Below are 16387 nucleotides of genomic sequence, written 5' to 3'. Positions count from 1 at the left end.
GGGGTAACGGATGAAGCACAAGGTGACGGTGATCGGCGGCGGGGTGATTGGCCTGGCAACCGCCTATGCGCTGGTGCGCGAGGGCCAGTCGGTTGAACTGATCGAGGCGCGCGACAGCCTGGCTTCAGCTACCAGCTTTGCCAACGGCGGGCAGTTGTCTTACCGCTACGTGGCGCCGTTGGCCGATGCCGGCGTGCCTTGGCAGGCGCTGGGCTGGCTGCTACAAGGTGATTCGCCGCTGCGCCTGCGTTTGCGCTTGGACCCGGCGCAATGGCGCTGGTTGATGGCATTCATGGGGGCGTGCCGGCGCAGTGTCAATCGACGCAACGGTGCGCAACTGCTGGAGCTGGCGCTGCACAGTCAGGCGACCTTGGCGCATTGGCGTGAAAACGATGGCCTGACGGATTTCGCCTGGAGGCGTAACGGCAAACTGGTTGCCTTTCGCAGCGAACGGGCATTTGCCCGCGGGCGTGAACACGTCGACACGGCCAACCAACAGGTGCTTGACGGCACCGACCTGAGAGCCTTGGAGCCGACGTTGGCCGACGTACCGTTCATTGGCGGTGTGCTGACGCCGGACGAGGAGGTTGCCGACTGTCACCGTTTTTGTGAACGCCTCGCCGAGCGCCTGCGCGCCTGCGGGCAGTGCCGGTTCCTGCTTGGCAGGCCAGTGACGCGATTGCTCGCACACGCCGACCAGGTCGTTGCCCTGCAGGTGGGCGAGGCGCGGGTTGATGTGCAGCGGCTGGTGCTGTGTGCAGGCCACCGCAGTGCGGGGTTGGGGTTACCGGGCATGCACCTGCCGGTGTATCCGCTGAAGGGTTACAGCCTGACTGCGCCGATTGCGCCAAAGCACCGTGCGCCTGAGGTGAGCATTACCGATTACGAGCGCAAGATCGTCTATGCACGCCTGGACCGCCAACTGCGGGTCGCGGCGATGGTGGATATCGTCGGTTTCGACGAATCGGTGGATGCGCGTCGGCTTCAAAGCATGCGCCGGCTGGCGCTTGAGACGTTGCCGAATGCGGCGGATTACGGGCAGGCCGTGGAGTGGGCGGGGATGCGGCCGGCGACGCCTACCGGGGTGCCGATCATTGGGGCTACAGCTTATCGAAACCTGTGGGTGAACCTGGGCCATGGGGCATTGGGGTTCACCCTGGCGTGTGGCAGTGCAGAGCGGTTGGCCAGGATGATGGGTTGACCGCGCTGGCCCCACAGGTAAACCACAAGCCGTCTGCGCGCTGAGGTACCTGTGGGGTTCGGCTTACCGGCGACAGTGCCGGTAAAGGCGCCTTATCGCCCGAACCGCATTGGCCAGCCCACCACCTTTTTCGCCCTTGGCGTGGCATAAGTGCGTACCTTGGACGTGCTCAACCCCAGTCGCACCAGGGACTCGGCAATGGTCACCGCCGCGCTTACGCCATCCACCACCGGCACCCCAGTGCGCTGGCGAATCTGCTCATCCAGCCCAGCCATGCCGCCGCAGCCCAGGCAGATGACTTCGGCCTTGTCATCGCGCACCGCGCGCTCTGCCTGTTCGGCAATGGTCTGCACGGCACGTTGCGGGTCCTCCTCAAGCTCCAGCACGGCCAGCCCGCTGGCGCGTACCGAAGCACAGCGGTCATACAACCCGGACAGTTTCAGCCGGTCCTCGATCAGTGGCACGGTACGGTCCAGGGTGGTAACCACCGAGTATGCATGGCCCAGGTACATCGCGGTGCTTGCGGCGGCGTCGGTGATGTCCACCACCGGCACGTTCAGCAGCTCTTGCAAGCCTTCGCGGCCATGCTCGCCGTAGCCGGCCTGGATCACGGCATCGTAGGGGCCGTCGTAGGCCAGCACCCGGTCCATGACGGCGATGGCGGCCAGGTAGCTCTCGAAGTTGCCCTCCACCGACTCGGCTCCGAACCAGGGGGTGAGGCCGACGATTTCGGTCCCGGGCGAGGCCACGCTGCGGGCCTGTTCGGCGATGGCCTCGGTGATGGCTTCGGTGGTATTGACGTTGGCGATCAGAATACGCATGGGCAGGCTTCCTGGGTCAATGGCTGCTGTGGTCGACGGCGATACACTCGCCGCTGACGTCGTGATATTGGCGATTGCGCGGGGCGATCAGCAGGTACAGCACGGCGGCGATGCCGGCCCCGATCAGCCAGGAAAACGGCGCGATGGCATGGAAGTTGGGGACCAGGGCGAGAACGATGGCCAGCAGCGCCGCCGGCACGAACGCGGCCACGGCACGCAGGTTGATGCCTTTGCTGTAGTGGTAGGCACCGGCCGGGTTTTCGCTGTAGAGCTCAGGCACGTTGATGCAGCCTTTTCTCAGCAGCCAGTAGTCGGCCATGATCACCCCGTACAGCGGGCCGAGCAGGGCGCCCAGGCCGGACAGAAAGTAGACGATCACCAGCGGGCTGTTGTAGAGGTTCCACGGCAGGATCAACACGGCCAGGGTGGCACTGATCAACCCTGCGCGGCGGAAGTTCAGATGACGGGGCGCCAGGTTGCTGAGCACGAAGGCCGGTGCGACGAAATTGGCCATGATGTTCACGGCCACGGTAACGATCAGGAAGGCCAGGCAGCCGAGGACCAGGAACGGTGTGCTGGGGATGCTGGCAACGATCTGGGTAGGGCTGTCGATGATCTGGCCGTTGAGCTTGAACTGCGCGCCGCACAGCACCACAGTGATCATGGCGAACACCAGAATGTTCACCGGCAGGCCCCAGAAGTTACCGACGCGGATGGTCTTGCGGCACGGCGAGGAGCGGGCGAAGTCGCAGAAGTTGAGCACCAGGGTGCCGTAGATCGCCAACCACAGGGCACCGCCCGCAAAGATGTTGCGCCACATCTCGTAGCCGGTGAGCGGCTCGGCCACCGACCAGGCGATACGTGCGTCTGCCTTGACGTACATGAAGATCGCCAGGCTGGCCACGGTGAGCAGGATCACCGGGCCGGCAAAGGCCTCGTAGCGGCGAACCATCTCCATGCCATAGGCGAGGATCACCAGCTGTACCAGCCAGATGGCCACGAAGCACACCCAGCCCAGGCTCGACAGGCCTAGCAGGCTGTTGTGGTCATAGGTCGCTACCTGCGGCCAGACGGCGCTGAGCAGCACCCGTAGCACCACCGAAGCCAGGTAGGTCTGGATACCGAACCAGGCGATGGCGATGACCGCACGGATCAGCGCCGGGATCTGCGCGCCATGGATGCCGAAGGCGATGCGGCTGATGACTGGGAACGGCACGCCCGTCTTCTGCCCCATGTAGCCGGACAGGTTCATGAAGAAGTACACCAGCGCCGCGCCAATCGCCAAAGACAACAAGATCTGCCAGCCACCCAGGCCCAGGGCGAACAAGCCCATGGCAAAGGAATAGTTGGCGATGTTGTGCACGTCGTTGGTCCACAGCGCGAAGATGCTGTAGCGCCCCCAGCGCCGCCCTTCCAGACGGGTTGGGGCGAGGTCGCGGTTATGCAGGCGCGGGCTCAGTTCAAGGGGGGGGAGGTAACCGGCCAGGGTGGCGGCGGGGTGAGTGCTGGCGGCGGAGAGTTCAGGGGCAAGGTCGAGGCTGGTTCGCATTCCGGCAGGCTCCTGATGCACGTGGACTGCGATGAGCGGGCATGCGCACGGGCTCGCCATCTCGTCGGTGCAGCGTTGGCATCACTGGGTTCTGGGCGCGGCGGCCGGCGTGAGCCGGGGTCGCGGGCTTTGTGTATTTATGTTTTGTCAAACTTGTATACAAAACACGAACACACAAAAGCGAGTTCCATGCCAGACGGAGAGCAACTTTCAGGTAGCCATTATTTTGAAACTAATCCGTTGAAATATAACTTTATGAAATAAATCATTTATAAGTTGACCATCTGAACAGGATTAAATTTTTACCGTCCTGACTATTTGATCGAATGGTCAGAATTAGTTGAGCGGAAGGTGTAACGTATTGGGGCGACGTCGGGAGAATTGCACACAAAAATGGCACTTAAGGTGACATTATTGTGTACAAAAAATAGCCAGCCAGGGCTCGCCGCCAAGGAGATCAATTCATCGGCGGCAATCGCCGTTTAACCGGGCTCTTCTTGATGATTGCCGTATTGGTCTCGGCCAGCACATTGATGCGGTCGAGCAAGGTATCCAGTTGTTCCATCGAGCGCACGTGCAGCCGGGCGATGAAGCAATCCTCGCCCGTGACCTTGTCGCACTCGGTGAACTCAGGGATGGCGACGATCTGCCGTTCCACCGCTTGCAACTGCCCCGGCAGTGGACGGATGCGCACGATAGCCTGCAGTTGGTAACCGAAACTGCGCGGGTCGACATCGACGGTATAACCGCACAACACGCCACGTTCCTCCAGGCGGCGCAGACGCTCGCTGACGCTGGGTGCGGAAAGGCCGCTGATCTGGGCCAGCGCTTTGAGCGAGCGGCGTGAGTCTTCCATCAGGGCGTTGATCAGCAACTGGTCGATCGCATCGGTCATGGGTGCCTCGTCAGGTGTTTCTTGAGATTGACCTTGATAGTAAAGGCCACACCCGCTTTTTGCCTTGGTTATCCGCTGGAAGGCCCCGTCTGACCCGATTCATAATCAGGCCGTCATCCTTGGGAGGTGTGAGATGGACAGTTCGGTGCGCCGTGGCTCGTTGGAAATGATCGCTGCCATGCTGATTTCCGGGACCATCGGCTGGTTCGTGCTGGTGTCCGGCCAGCCTGTGCTGGACGTGGTGTTCTGGCGTTGCGTGTTCGGCACCGGCACCTTGCTGCTGGTCTGTGCCGCCTTCGGCTTTCTAAGGCCGGGGGTGATCAGTCGTACGGCTGTGCTGCTGGCCATCGCCAGCGGCGTCGCCATCGTGGGTAACTGGCTGCTGCTGTTTGCCTCCTACTCGCGTGCTTCGATCGCTATCGGCACCGCGGTGTACAACGTCCAGCCGTTCATGCTGGTCGGGCTGGCCGCAGTGTTCCTGGGCGAGAAGATCACCGCCGCCAAGGTTACCTGGTTGAGTGTGGCGTTTATGGGCATGTTGGCGATCGTCAGCGCCCATGGCGCAGGACAGGCGGGCGGTAGCGAATACCTGCTGGGCATTGCCCTGGCCCTGGGTGCAGCGTTTCTGTATGCCATCGCCGCGCTGATCATCAAGCGCCTTGCAGGCACCCCACCGCACCTGATCGCGCTGATCCAAGTGGCTACCGGGGTGTTGCTGCTGGCACCGTGGGTCAAACTGGGGGGGCTGCCAGGCGAACCTTCGGCGCTGGCCAGCCTGGTGACACTGGGCATGGTACACACGGGCCTGATGTACGTGCTGCTGTACAGCGCCATTCAGCGCCTGCCCACGGCGCTCACGGGGGCGCTGTCCTTCGTCTATCCGATTGCTGCAATCCTGGTCGACTGGGTGGCCTTCGGGCACCGCCTGGCGCCGTTGCAGTGGTTGGGTGTGGCGCTGATCCTGCTGGCGGCAGCGGGGATGCAGCAGGGGTGGTGGTTTCGTTCGCATGCAGTCGTGACCAAAGGCCAGTGAGGCTGCAGTCGCGTCTTACCGCCGGTGAGCCGGCTGCCATAGGTGCCGCGCGGCTGCTGGAGGCGCGCAGTGGCCTTGCGGGGTAGAATGCTCCCTTTTACCTGCATGCGACCCGCCATGACTTCGCCGATCCAGACCCTCGAACAGCATCTGCTTGCCGCCCTCGACCCCGCCCCGCAGGAAACCCGCCGCCTGTTCCATGGCCGCGGCCGCTGCTGGCCGGGGCTGGAGCAGGTCACGGTCGACTGGCTGCAGGGGGTGTTGTCCGTGGCGCTGTTCCGCGCGCCGGCGCAAGGCCAGCTGGCTCAACTCGAAGCCATGCTGCGCAACCTTGCCGAGCGCCCGCAATGGTCCGGCCAAGCGATTCTCATCCAGCACCGCTACCTGCCGGACAGCCCGGGCCAATGGCTGTGGGGCGAGCCAAGCCAGCAGCGCGAGGTGGTCGAGGACGGCCTGACTTACCTGCTTGACCTGGGTGTGCGGCAGAACAACGGCCTGTTCCTGGACATGCGCCATGGTCGGCGGTGGGTGCGTGAACACGCGGCAGGCAAGCGGGTGCTCAACCTGTTCGCCTATACCTGTGGCTTTTCGGTGGCGGCAATTGCCGGTGGGGCCGAGCAAGTGGTGAACCTGGACATGGCCAAGTCGGCGTTGTCCCGTGGGCGAGACAACCATCGGCTCAATAGCCACGATGCGTCACGGGTGGCTTACCTGGGGCATGAGCTGTTCAAGTCCTGGGGCAAGGTACGCAAGTACGGGCCCTATGACCTGATCATCATCGACCCGCCCACGTTCCAGAAGAGCAGTTTCGTGCTGACGCAGGATTACGCAAAAATTCTGCGCCGTTTGCCGGAGTTGCTGAAGGCAGGTGGGACGGTGCTGGCCTGTGTGAACGACCCTGGCATCGGGCCGGAGTTTCTGATTGAGGGGATGGCTGAGCAGGCGCCCTCGCTGGCCTTCATCGAGCGGTTGGACAACCCGCCGGAGTTTCCTGATGCGGATCCGGCGGGGGGCTTGAAAGCCTTGGTGTTCAGGCAGGCCTAAGCCTGCCTGCCTCATGCTGAAACACCACGCACAGGCAGCGGGTACACCTGGGCGAAACTCACATTCTCCGTCTGGTCCACGCGCTTCTTGAGCCGCTCGTTGAACGCCCGGCTTACGGCATACTGCCCGCCGGAAATGGTGCGGAACTGCGCGGTCAGCACAAACCCGTTCAAATCCATGCGGTCGACCCCGAACACCTGCAGCGGCCCTTGCAGGTTGATGCGCAGCAGGGGGTCGTCGCTGATCGACTGCCCCACCTGATGGATCAGCGCCAGCGCCTCGTCCACATCGCTGTCGTAGGTGAACTGCACTGAGAAGAACGCATAGGCAAACTGCCGCGACTGGTTGGTGACTGCCTTGATCTGGCCGAACGGCACCGAATGCACGAAGCCCTTGCCATCGCGCAGGCGCAGGGTGCGGATGGTCAGGCTTTCGACGGTACCCGCGTGACCGGAGTCGAGCACCACCCAGTCGCCGATCGAGATGGTGTCTTCGATCAGGATGAACAGGCCGGTTATCACGTCCTGTACCAATTGCTGCGACCCAAAGCCGATAGCCAGGCCAATCACCCCGGCACCGGCCAGCAGCGGTGCGACGTTGATGCCCAGGTTAGCCATGGTGGTGATGGTACAGATGACGATCAGGATGACTTTGATGGCATTACGCAGCATCGGCAGGATGGTGCGCACGCGGGTGCTTGGTTGGCGCGTTGCGCGGCGGCCGACAGCGGGTTTGAGCGCTTCCTGAATGGCGGTATCGAGCACCACCCAGAGCAGCCAGGTGACCAGCAGGATCAGGCCGATGCTCGACAGTGAATTGCTGATGGCCTGGCCCAGGCTGTTGCTCAGGGCGAAATTGATCACCGAGAAGCCCCATATACGCCCCAGCAGTTCGATGAACGCCACCGCCATGCTGATGCGCAGCAGCGCGTGGGCAAGGCTGCGCAGCAGTTCCTTGTAAGGCCGTACGCGTTGCGCCGGATCTGCAGCGGGGGGCGCCAGCAGGTGCTGCAGCAGCGTGCTGAGAAATACCGTGCAGACCAGCAGCACGGTTGTGAGTAGGGCTTTTTGCAGGGCCTTCTGGCTTTCTTCGCCGGCACCGACCAGGTGGATTGCCGACACCAGGATCATCAGCAGGATCGGCAAGTACCAGACGGTCGAGAAGATCCGCAGGGTTTCCTGCACTGCCCGGTGTTGCAGGCGGTCCTTGAGGGCACGGTTGCGGATCAGGTGAGCGACCGGGCGGCGCAGGCGCACGACCAGGCTGGCGAAGATGAAGGTGGCGGCCAATCCGGTGAACACAGCAATGCTGGCGGTGATGTTGCCGCCCAACTGGCGAGCGATCTGCGGGCTGGTCAAGGCGTCGCTCCAGGCCGCGAGAAAGCCGATCAGGAACAGGGGGCGCGGCGCCATGCGCTTGATCACTGCCACGGCCTGGCGCTTGTGGCCGGCATCGAACAGCGTGACCAGGCACAGAATGATCGAGGTCGAGAACAGGCCGCTGCTGCTGGCGTAGGCCAGGCTCAGCCCCAAGGCGCGGGCCACCGAAGGTTCGAGGAAACGGCTGACGTAAAGGGTCAGAGGCAGGCTGGCCAAGGCCGGCAGGGTGTAGGGCAGCAGATAGCCGAGCAGGCTGCTGGCGCGCTTGCGCTGGCGCAGCCACGGGGTGGCCGTGGTGCGTCTGCTGAGCCAGCGGCCCAGGGTGGTGAGGACGGCAAAGCTGGCAGCCCAGGTAAGGGTGAGCAGCAGGAAGTTGCCAACCAGTTGCAGCGAATCGCTGGCGGAGTGGCGATCAACCAGGTGTTCCACCTCCTTGGCTGCGCGGTCGGTGCGCAAGCGCCAGGCGTCGACCAGGTGGGCGTCGAGGTCCAGCTCCCGGGCGGCGCTGTCCAGGCCATCTGCCAAGGCCCCGAGCAAGCCGCCCTGAAGCACCGGTTCGGGTTCGGCGGGTTGTTCTTCGGCGGGCGCAGGATCTGCAGCAAGCAGGTGGGTGCTCAGCAGGCAGCCGAGCAGCAGGGTGGTGAGGTAACGCAGCACTGGAGTACTCCTTGGGCCGGGGTGAGCGGGGCAGGGTTACTCAAGAAACTGATTGTTCAGCGGTGGGGAAGTTCGAAGAAGTGTGTTGCCGCAGGGGCCTATCGCCGGCAAGCCGGCTTGCCGGCGATAGGGTCTACATCAATTACTGGTTGGTATAGATCTGGTCAAAAACGCCACCGTCATTGAAGTGAGTCTTCTGCACGGTACGCCAGTCACCAAAGGTCTTCTCCACCGACAGGAAGTCGACTTTCGGGAAGCGGTCGGTGTACTTGGCCAGCACGGTTGCATCACGCGGGCGCAGGTAGTTCTGCGCGGCGATTTCCTGAGCCGCCGGCGACCACAGGTACTTCAGGTATTCCTCGGCCACGGCCTGGGTACCTTTCTTGGCCACTACCTTGTCGACCACGCTCACCGGCGGCTCGGCTTCAGCCGACACGCTCGGGTAAACCACTTCGAACTGATCGCGGCCAAACTCGCGGGCGATCATCTCGGCTTCGTTCTCGAAGGTCACCAACACGTCGCCAATCTGGTTGGTCATGAAGGTCGTGGTCGCGGCGCGACCCCCGGTATCGAGCACGGGCGCCTGCTTGAACAGCTTGCCGACGAACTCGCGGGCCTTGGTTTCATCGCCACCCTGCTTGAGGACGTAGCCCCAGGCCGACAGGTAGGTGTAGCGGCCATTACCCGAAGTCTTCGGGTTGGGTACGATCACCTGTACGCCGTCCTTGAGCAGGTCGGGCCAGTCCTTCAACGCTTTCGGGTTGCCCTTGCGCACGATGAACACGGTGGCCGAGGTGAAGGGCGCACTGTTGTTCGGCAGGCGGGTCACCCAGTTGTCCGGCACCAGCTTGCCGTTGTCGACAAGGGCGTTGATGTCGGTGGCCATGTTCATGGTGATGACATCGGCCGGCAGGCCATCGATCACGGCGCGCGCCTGTTTGCTCGAGCCGCCGAAGGACATCTGCACATTGACCTTCTCATTGTGCTCGGCCTCCCAGTGTTTCTGGAACGCCGGGTTGTAGTCCTTGTAGAAGTCGCGCATCACGTCGTAGGACACGTTGAGCAGGGTCGGGGCGGCCTGGGCGAGGTTGCCCAGGGCCAGGCCTGCGGCCAGCAGCGAGGCGGTGAAGAGCTTTTTCACGAAGCATTCCTTGTTAGCGTACAGAGAGTTGGCATTGTGCCAGCGACTATAGCCTTTCGCTTTGGGGCGATTAAAGACCGAATGGCTCTTTACTTATGCGCTTTGCCAGGCGGGTGTTAGGTATCTAGCCACCGGCGGCCCGGTGCCATGCCTAAGCTCGCGCCTCCCCAAAGGAGGTGCGAGCCATGACTCATCAACCCGATCAGCCGCCACATACCGATTGCCTTGCCCTGGAGCAGGCCTTTCAGGACCGATTCATTGCAGCGCGTCTGCCGCAATGGTTGCAGGCGGCCTGTGCCAAGCCTATGCCAGGGCTGAACGAGGCGCTGCGCCAGAGCCTGACGTTACGCCAGCAACTGAGCGACGTGCTTGGCCGCCTCGAAGGCATCGACAGTTTTTCGACCAGGCGCCTGGAGCAGGCATTGGCGGCACACTGCAAGCAAACCTTCGATGTGCATCGCTGGTCTTTCGTCGCCGGCCACCGCCAACCGGTGATCAATACGCAGCCTGTGGGCATACACCTGACTGAGGTGGTGTATGGCGACAGGCCGCTGCTTGAGGCGGCGCTGCGCAACTTTACCGTCGATGAGGCGGCGGCGGATGGCCAGCCGCGTGGCAATCGTCTGACCAGTGCGCGGCAGGGCACTGTCAAACCGCCTTCTGCGCTGGCGTTTGCCAACCTGTGTCGCCGCCTCGACCTGGGCGGTCAATATCAACGTCACCTCGACAGCGTGCTGCTGGCGCCGACAGCACAAGGCCACAGCGTGGCAGCGCTGTTGGGCGACGCCCAGCGCCAGCAGATGCTGGTGGACGCCTACAAGGCCAGGCACAGCGGGGTGCTCGACAACGACGAACTGCACCTGATCATCGGTGTGTGCCGTGATGGCGTGTCGCCGCGCCTGCAAGGCAGACCGGTGGTGGCCAAACAACTGAGCCTGCTGGGCTGCAAACTCGAGCAGATCGTGTTGCTGGACGTCATCGAAGCGGGTTGGTTGCGCAATACCACTCGACGCTTGCTGGCGTACGTACCGGGTGACCCCCATGGGCCTTGGTGTGTGGCCAGCAGCCTGCGGCGGTTGGCCAATGACCTGGGGCGGCGCCTGCGTACCCGTGACTATCAGCGGTTCTTCAGCCGCTTCGTGCGGCGCCGGGACAGCCAGGCATTCTTCTCGGTGATTATCCCGGCGTACGCCGATCTGGCGGATTGGGCCAACTACGACCTTGAAGAGCACATGCAGGCCTTGCCCCCGGCATTGTTCGAAACCCTGGGCACGGCGCGCATCGCGCAGATCAAGGATGACGCGGCGATGATCGCCGTCCCTGTAGCGGACCTTGACCGGGCCGTGCAAGAGGCGCATGACCAGCGCCTGGCCGCAGAGGGCTGGGCGCTGCTCAACCTGGCTGGCCTGTTCATTCCGATGGTCGGCGCAGGTTTGCTGGCGTTCACTGCCTGGGGGTTGCTCAAGGAGGTATTCCATGGCGTCGAGGCCTGGCATGAAGGCGATACCCGGGCCGCGCTCGATCACTTGACCCATGTCGCTACCGACCTTGCCGTGATGGGCGCCACCGCTGTCGGTGTGGGGGTAGCACTGCGCACCTGGCAGCGGTCGGTGAAGGTTGACAGCCTGCTGCCTGGGCTTGTGGAAGATGGCAGCACACGGCTGTGTGATCCGGTACTGGCCGATTACCGTGCCTCGCCCTTCACGCAGGCGCGTATGGATGAAGAGGGGGTGCATCACCTGGAGGGCCGCGCCTGGGTCGAAATGGACGGCCATTGCTACCCCGTGGTTCAAGGCGCCGCTGAGGGCCAGTGGCGCCTACGGCCGCGTGGTGGGTATGGCCCTCGGCTGAGCCACAATGGGGCCGGGGCCTGGCGGCTGTGGTTCGAGCAACCGGCGCAGTGGGACGACACCTACCAGCTGTTTCGCCGACTTGGCGGGCGCCTGCATGAGTTGGATGACGAGCAGATCGACCAGGTGCTGGTGGCTCACAACCTGCAAGCCGACCATCTGCGCGCCCTGCATGTGGAGGGCCAGGCCCCGGACGCCGCGCTTGTCGACAGCGTCGAGCGGTTTTTGCTGGATCGACGCATCGGCGTGCTGATCGAGCGTTTGCGCGCCGGGCAGCCGCTCGACGATGGCGCACTCCTGCAACACGTGCGCGCATTGCCGGGGGGGCAGGAGCTCGATGATCAGGCCTTGGCCGAGTTGGCTGCCGGCCAGCGCCGCCTGTTGTTTGAGCAGGCCTATGACGCAACGCAGCCTGCACCGAGCGCAGAAACCGGGGTGTTGCGTCGAGCGTTCCCAAGCTTGCAGGAGCCGGTGGCGCGCGCACTGCTGCGTAATGCCCCTGCGGCTGACCGCGCCCGGTTGACCGAGCGTGGGCGCGTGGCCCTGAGGCTGGCCGAAGCCGCGCGTCTGCAGGCCGCGCGGGTTCGTCAGGCCAGGGTGTTCGAGGCCTTTTACCTGGAAGTGGCACAGCACGTGGACTTGGCACGGGTGGCGCTGTCCATGCTCAAGCACCTGCCTGCCGGCGCGAGTGTGCGCTGGGCGCTGTTTGACGGCGACGCCGAGGCGCCGTTGCTGGTCACCGACCCAGGCGGCTTGTACCACTACGGGCTACGGCACGAAGGCGGAGCGTTTCGCCGGGTGGATGCAACAGGCCGAGCGTTGGGGCAGCCCGGTGAGCTGTTCGCGGTCATGGCCGACGCCTACGACAGCCCCCAACGGGATGCACTGGGGATTGGCGAGCCATTCGCTCACAACTTGCGCGTGCTGCTCAGCCGCCAGGCCGTCGCGCATCGCGCCGAGGTGGCTCAGCTGTTGGGTACACGCCGGTTGAGCGGCTGGTTCCGGCCGCCACAGCGCGAGCTCGATGGCCGTCTGGGCTACCGGCTCAGCGGGCGGCGGGAAGGTCGGCCACAGGCGCTGTTTGCCTCGGTGCGTGACGTCTATCCGAGCTTTTCGGACGCGCAGGTGTTGGCCTGGGTTGAAGACCTGCGCACTACGGGTGTCGATGTTCATACGGAAATTGCCCGGTTGAACAACGAGCTTGGGGCGTTACGCCAACGGTTGGATCAATGGGTACTGGAGGCAGCGCCAGGTGGCCTGCAAGAGGAGCGGCGCTACTTCCGGCGTTGCCTGATCGACTGCTGGCAACGGCGGGTCACCGTGGGTGTGAACAATATCCTGGCGCCTCAGAGTTTCCGCTTCGCCATCTTTGCCGCAGTGCCGGGCAACCTGCCTGAACTGCCTGCCCAGGTAAGGTTTGCCCATGTCTTCGAACTGGCGCTGCTGGGGATGCAGCTGGACGACATTCCTGTGGCATTCCTGGCGACGTTCCCCAACCTGCGCATCCTTGAACTGAGTGGCAACCGGCTGAGCCGGGTGCCGGCAGCGATCGCGCAGATGCCGGACCTCAATGAGCTGGACCTGTTCAACAACCGCATCGTGCTCGATCCGGAACAGGCGGGCATACTGGCCGGTTGCCGGTCTCTGCAATACCTCAACCTGTCGTTCAACCCGCTGGGCCGTGGGTTTTCCCTGCGCGCACTGAATCGGCTGCGCCGGCTGCACATGCGCGGTACAGGCCAGACCGAACTGCCGCCTGGGGTGCTGAGCTGTCCCGACCTGCTACAGGCCGATTTGCGCGATAACCTTATCGCCACTTTGCCCGCCAGTTACCATCGGGCACCTGTGTGGGCCAGGCGCTCGCTCATACTGTGGGGCAACCCGTTGAATGCACGCGACCTGGAGGGCCTACCCGTGCAGTGGCCATCGCTGGGCCAGGGCCAGAGTGCGCTCCCGGGCACAACCTTCGTGCGCCAGCGTTGGCTGGACAGCGCCAATGTGCTGGCACGTGACGAATTGTCTGCTTGCTGGGAGTCGCTGGAGACAGAGCCAGGGAGCGATGACTTTTTCCAGCTGTTGGGCCGCTTGCTGGACACGGCAGAGTTCACCCAAAACGGCGAAGCCCTGGCCGAGCGCGTGTTTACCCTGCTGCAGGCCATGAGAGACCATGCCAGTCTGCGCGAGGCATTGTTCAATCAGGTCGATCGGCAACTGACTTGCCAAGACAGCGTGGCGTTGTGCTTCAGCAACCTGGAGTTGAGCATGCTGGTTTGGCGTGCCCGTGCCGATGCGGGGGTGGGCGATCAGCAAGGCGCCTTGCTGCACCTGGGGCGACAGCTCTGGCGGCTGGACGCGCTTGACCGAATTGCGCTCGAGGATATTCAAAGGCGGCGTGCAGCAGGGCGCAACCCGGACGAAATCGAAGTGGGGCTGGCCTACCGGGTGGCGCTGCGCACTGCGCTGGACCTGCCGGCCCAACCCGGCGACATGCTGTATGCCGAGGTGTCGGGCGTGGGGCCCTCACGCATCGAGGCGGCGCGCGCCCGGGTGCAAAGCAGCGAGACCGACGAACAGGTAGCCGCTTCGCTGGTCCAGCGCGAGTTCTGGCGCGAACACCTCGAACGCACCCAGGCGGCACGCCTGGAAGCTGCTGATGCGCCGTTCCATGAACGCTTGCAGGCCTTGTTGGAAGGCGCCGAGGGCGTGCCCGAGGCCGAGTACCTGGCCAGGGTCGCGGCGGTCAACAATGAGCGCCAGGCAGCGCGCAACGAGCTGCTGCTGGCATTGACCCGCGAGGCGCTGGCAGCGCGTGTCACTGCTCCTTCCTGAACAGTGCATTGCCGCAGCGCGAGCAGAATGACGCGCTGGGCTCATGGGTATTCTTGTGGCACGTCGGGCAGTCGTGCCGCAATTGTTCCCCGCGCATGGCATTGGCCAGTTCTGCGGTGAAGATCCCAGTAGGCACGGCAATGATCGAGTAACCGGTAATCATCACCAGCGACGACAACACCTGCCCCAGGGGCGTTTTCGGCACGATGTCACCAAAGCCCACGGTGGTCAGGGTGACGATGGCCCAGTAGATGCCTTTGGGGATGCTGGTAAAGCCATGCTCCGGTCCTTCGACCACATACATCAGGGTGCCGAACACAGTGACCAGGGTGGATACGCTGGCCAGGAACACGATGATCTTCTGCTTGCTGCCGCGCAGCGCCTCCAGCAGGTAATGGGCCTGTTTGAGATAAGGACTGAGTTTGAGTACGCGGAAGATCCGCAGCATGCGGATGACGCGGATGATCAGCAGGTACTGGGCATCGCTGTAGTACAGGGCGATGATCCCCGGCACGATCGCCAGCAAGTCGACCAGGCCATAGAAACTGAAGGCATAGCGCAAGGGCTTGGGCGAGCAATACAGGCGGGTGATGTATTCGGCCAGGAAGATCGCGGTAAAGCCCCACTCTATGCCAGCCAGCAGGCCGGCGTAGCCTTGGTGCACTTCATCGATGCTGTCGAGGATGACGGTGACCAGGCTGGCCAGGATGATCAGCAGCAGGATTTTGTCGAAGCGTCTTCCTGCCACGGTATCGGACTGGAAGACGATGACGAAGAGCCGCTCGCGTATTGATTGCGGGGTTTGCATGGTTTGTGATCCGGGGGCGTAAGCAACAAGCCTAAAAGGTCAGAGACCGGGCCTGCAACAGGCTGAACTGGCAAAAATGCCAGTTTCAGGTCTGTGAGTGTGGGCCGCAGAACGGCGTCAGCCATGGGGGTTGGCATTACCGTAGGCTCAGTTATGTAGACGCCCTATATCTCGACGCAGTAGAAGCTGCCAGAAGTGGTTGCCCCCATGCATCAGCCAGCAGGCCAGTACGAACGGCGCTGTCAGTCCGGCAATGGGCATCAAGTTGAACAGCGGTTGTATCAACAGCGCCAGGGCGATGGCCAGCAGCGTCACCCAAGGTTTTTCACCTTGCCTGCTGAAGGCCAGTGCCGCCAGTGCGGCATTGAAGCCATAGAGGCCCAGCCAGGCGGCTTGCGCTTGGTCGGCGAGCAGGGCCACGCCACCGCCGATGGCCGAGCCGATCACCGCCCACATTGCGGCATAAGGGTTGGCAATGACTATACCGAGGATGATCAGCGAACCGGCCAGGGGGTGGTCGAGCAGGAAGATCTGGCCTATGCCACGGGCGATGGCATACAGGGTGTCGGCTTCGACGAAGCTGGCGGGCGATGGAGTGGCAAACATCAATGTGCCCCAGCCCAGCAGCACGAATGGCGCCGTATAGGCGATCAGCAGCTTGCCGCCGCGCTTGCGCCACTGGTGGGTGATGATGCTGGACATCCCGCCAGCGGCAATGATCAGCGGCGGCATGATCGCCGACCACGGCAGTACCGCACTAATCAGGATGCCGATCAGCACGCCGTTGTAACAGTACAACCCGGCTTGGCGGTCAGCGCGGTCGTAGTGGCGGCGCTGGGCAGTGAGCAAGCCGGCAAGGGCGCCGAGCAACGCGCCGCCGACCAGGCTGGGCGCGGTCACCAGGATGGCCAGCAGGCAGCACAGGCCGCACAGGGGGTTGCGCAGCAGCAGCACCTGGCTGAAGCCGTTGAGCAGCGCCGTGGCCCAGTCGGGGCACGGGTTGAGGAATTTTTGGTGTACATGGGGCAGTCAGTAAGGTTGATGGAAGAGCGGTGGGCCTCTTCGGGCCTCGGTTTTGCGCAGGTCTGTTGTTGTGGTGCAGGGGGAGGGCTTTGCCCTCCATTCGCGGGGCAAGCCCGCTCCTACAGGTAGACCGCTTACCTTGTGGGAGCGGGCTTGC

General features: G+C 63.5%; 10 protein-coding genes and 1 pseudogene. 4 read left to right on the top strand and 7 right to left on the bottom strand.

The window, feature by feature from the left end; all coding sequences use genetic code 11:
- Positions 1-10: 10 nt before the first annotated feature.
- On the top strand, positions 11-1201 hold the full coding sequence (locus APH34_RS04680; protein ID WP_054900015.1) for a D-amino acid dehydrogenase: 1191 nt from the start codon (positions 11-13) through the stop codon (positions 1199-1201).
- 92 nt (positions 1202-1293) lie between these two features.
- Here APH34_RS04680 and APH34_RS04675 read toward each other — a convergent pair whose 3' ends face one another.
- The 3 genes from APH34_RS04675 to APH34_RS04665 form a co-directional block, all read right to left on the bottom strand.
- Positions 1294-2022, bottom strand: a complete 729-nt coding sequence (locus APH34_RS04675; RefSeq protein WP_054900014.1) for an aspartate/glutamate racemase family protein — start codon at positions 2020-2022, stop codon at positions 1294-1296.
- A gap of 16 nt (positions 2023-2038) precedes the next feature.
- Positions 2039-3571: an NCS1 family nucleobase:cation symporter-1 gene (locus APH34_RS04670; protein WP_054900013.1), complete on the bottom strand. Its 1533-nt coding sequence runs from the start codon at positions 3569-3571 to the stop codon at positions 2039-2041.
- A 457-nt stretch (positions 3572-4028) separates the two neighbouring features.
- Positions 4029-4466: an Lrp/AsnC family transcriptional regulator gene (locus tag APH34_RS04665; RefSeq protein ID WP_054900012.1), complete on the bottom strand. Its 438-nt coding sequence runs from the start codon at positions 4464-4466 to the stop codon at positions 4029-4031.
- Positions 4467-4599: 133 nt separating this feature from the next.
- On the opposite strand from APH34_RS04665, the gene APH34_RS04660 reads away from it, so the two are divergent.
- The gene (locus APH34_RS04660) at positions 4600-5499 is read left to right on the top strand and encodes a DMT family transporter (protein ID WP_054900011.1); all 900 of its coding nucleotides are present in this window, start codon (positions 4600-4602) and stop codon (positions 5497-5499) included.
- 117 nt (positions 5500-5616) lie between these two features.
- Positions 5617-6543, top strand: coding sequence for a class I SAM-dependent methyltransferase (locus tag APH34_RS04655; RefSeq protein WP_156358062.1), 927 nt, complete (start codon positions 5617-5619; stop codon positions 6541-6543).
- Between the two features lie 11 nt (positions 6544-6554).
- Here APH34_RS04655 and APH34_RS04650 read toward each other — a convergent pair whose 3' ends face one another.
- Positions 6555-8579: a mechanosensitive ion channel family protein gene (locus APH34_RS04650; RefSeq protein ID WP_054900009.1), complete on the bottom strand. Its 2025-nt coding sequence runs from the start codon at positions 8577-8579 to the stop codon at positions 6555-6557.
- 142 nt (positions 8580-8721) lie between these two features.
- Positions 8722-9720: a sulfate ABC transporter substrate-binding protein gene (locus tag APH34_RS04645; protein ID WP_054900008.1), complete on the bottom strand. Its 999-nt coding sequence runs from the start codon at positions 9718-9720 to the stop codon at positions 8722-8724.
- A gap of 185 nt (positions 9721-9905) precedes the next feature.
- On the opposite strand from APH34_RS04645, the gene APH34_RS04640 reads away from it, so the two are divergent.
- Entirely contained in the window at positions 9906-14399 is a 4494-nt protein-coding gene (locus tag APH34_RS04640) for an NEL-type E3 ubiquitin ligase domain-containing protein (protein WP_054900007.1), read from the top strand.
- Here APH34_RS04640 and APH34_RS04635 read toward each other — a convergent pair.
- Both APH34_RS04635 and APH34_RS04630 read right to left on the bottom strand, forming a co-directional pair.
- Positions 14383-15207, bottom strand: coding sequence for an ion transporter (locus APH34_RS04635; RefSeq protein WP_054900006.1), 825 nt, complete (start codon positions 15205-15207; stop codon positions 14383-14385). The genes APH34_RS04640 and APH34_RS04635 overlap by 17 nt on opposite strands.
- A 147-nt stretch (positions 15208-15354) precedes the next feature.
- Positions 15355-16229, bottom strand: a pseudogene (locus APH34_RS04630) (urea transporter).
- Positions 16230-16387 lie beyond the last annotated feature (158 nt).

Source organism: Pseudomonas sp. NBRC 111131 (assembly GCF_001320525.1).
GTDB lineage: Bacteria > Pseudomonadota > Gammaproteobacteria > Pseudomonadales > Pseudomonadaceae > Aquipseudomonas > Aquipseudomonas ceruminis.
The sequence above is the reverse complement of the archived record's forward strand: the minus strand, read 5'-3'. Positions and strand labels throughout refer to the sequence as shown.

Coding starts and splice junctions, on each gene's coding strand:
- APH34_RS04680 (WP_054900015.1), top strand. CDS start 11: ATGAAGCACAAGGTGACGGTGATCGGCGGCGGGGTGATTGGCCTGGCA.
- APH34_RS04675 (WP_054900014.1), bottom strand. CDS start 2,022: ATGCGTATTCTGATCGCCAACGTCAATACCACCGAAGCCATCACCGAG.
- APH34_RS04670 (WP_054900013.1), bottom strand. CDS start 3,571: ATGCGAACCAGCCTCGACCTTGCCCCTGAACTCTCCGCCGCCAGCACT.
- APH34_RS04665 (WP_054900012.1), bottom strand. CDS start 4,466: ATGACCGATGCGATCGACCAGTTGCTGATCAACGCCCTGATGGAAGAC.
- APH34_RS04660 (WP_054900011.1), top strand. CDS start 4,600: ATGGACAGTTCGGTGCGCCGTGGCTCGTTGGAAATGATCGCTGCCATG.
- APH34_RS04655 (WP_156358062.1), top strand. CDS start 5,617: ATGACTTCGCCGATCCAGACCCTCGAACAGCATCTGCTTGCCGCCCTC.
- APH34_RS04640 (WP_054900007.1), top strand. CDS start 9,906: ATGACTCATCAACCCGATCAGCCGCCACATACCGATTGCCTTGCCCTG.
- APH34_RS04635 (WP_054900006.1), bottom strand. CDS start 15,207: ATGCAAACCCCGCAATCAATACGCGAGCGGCTCTTCGTCATCGTCTTC.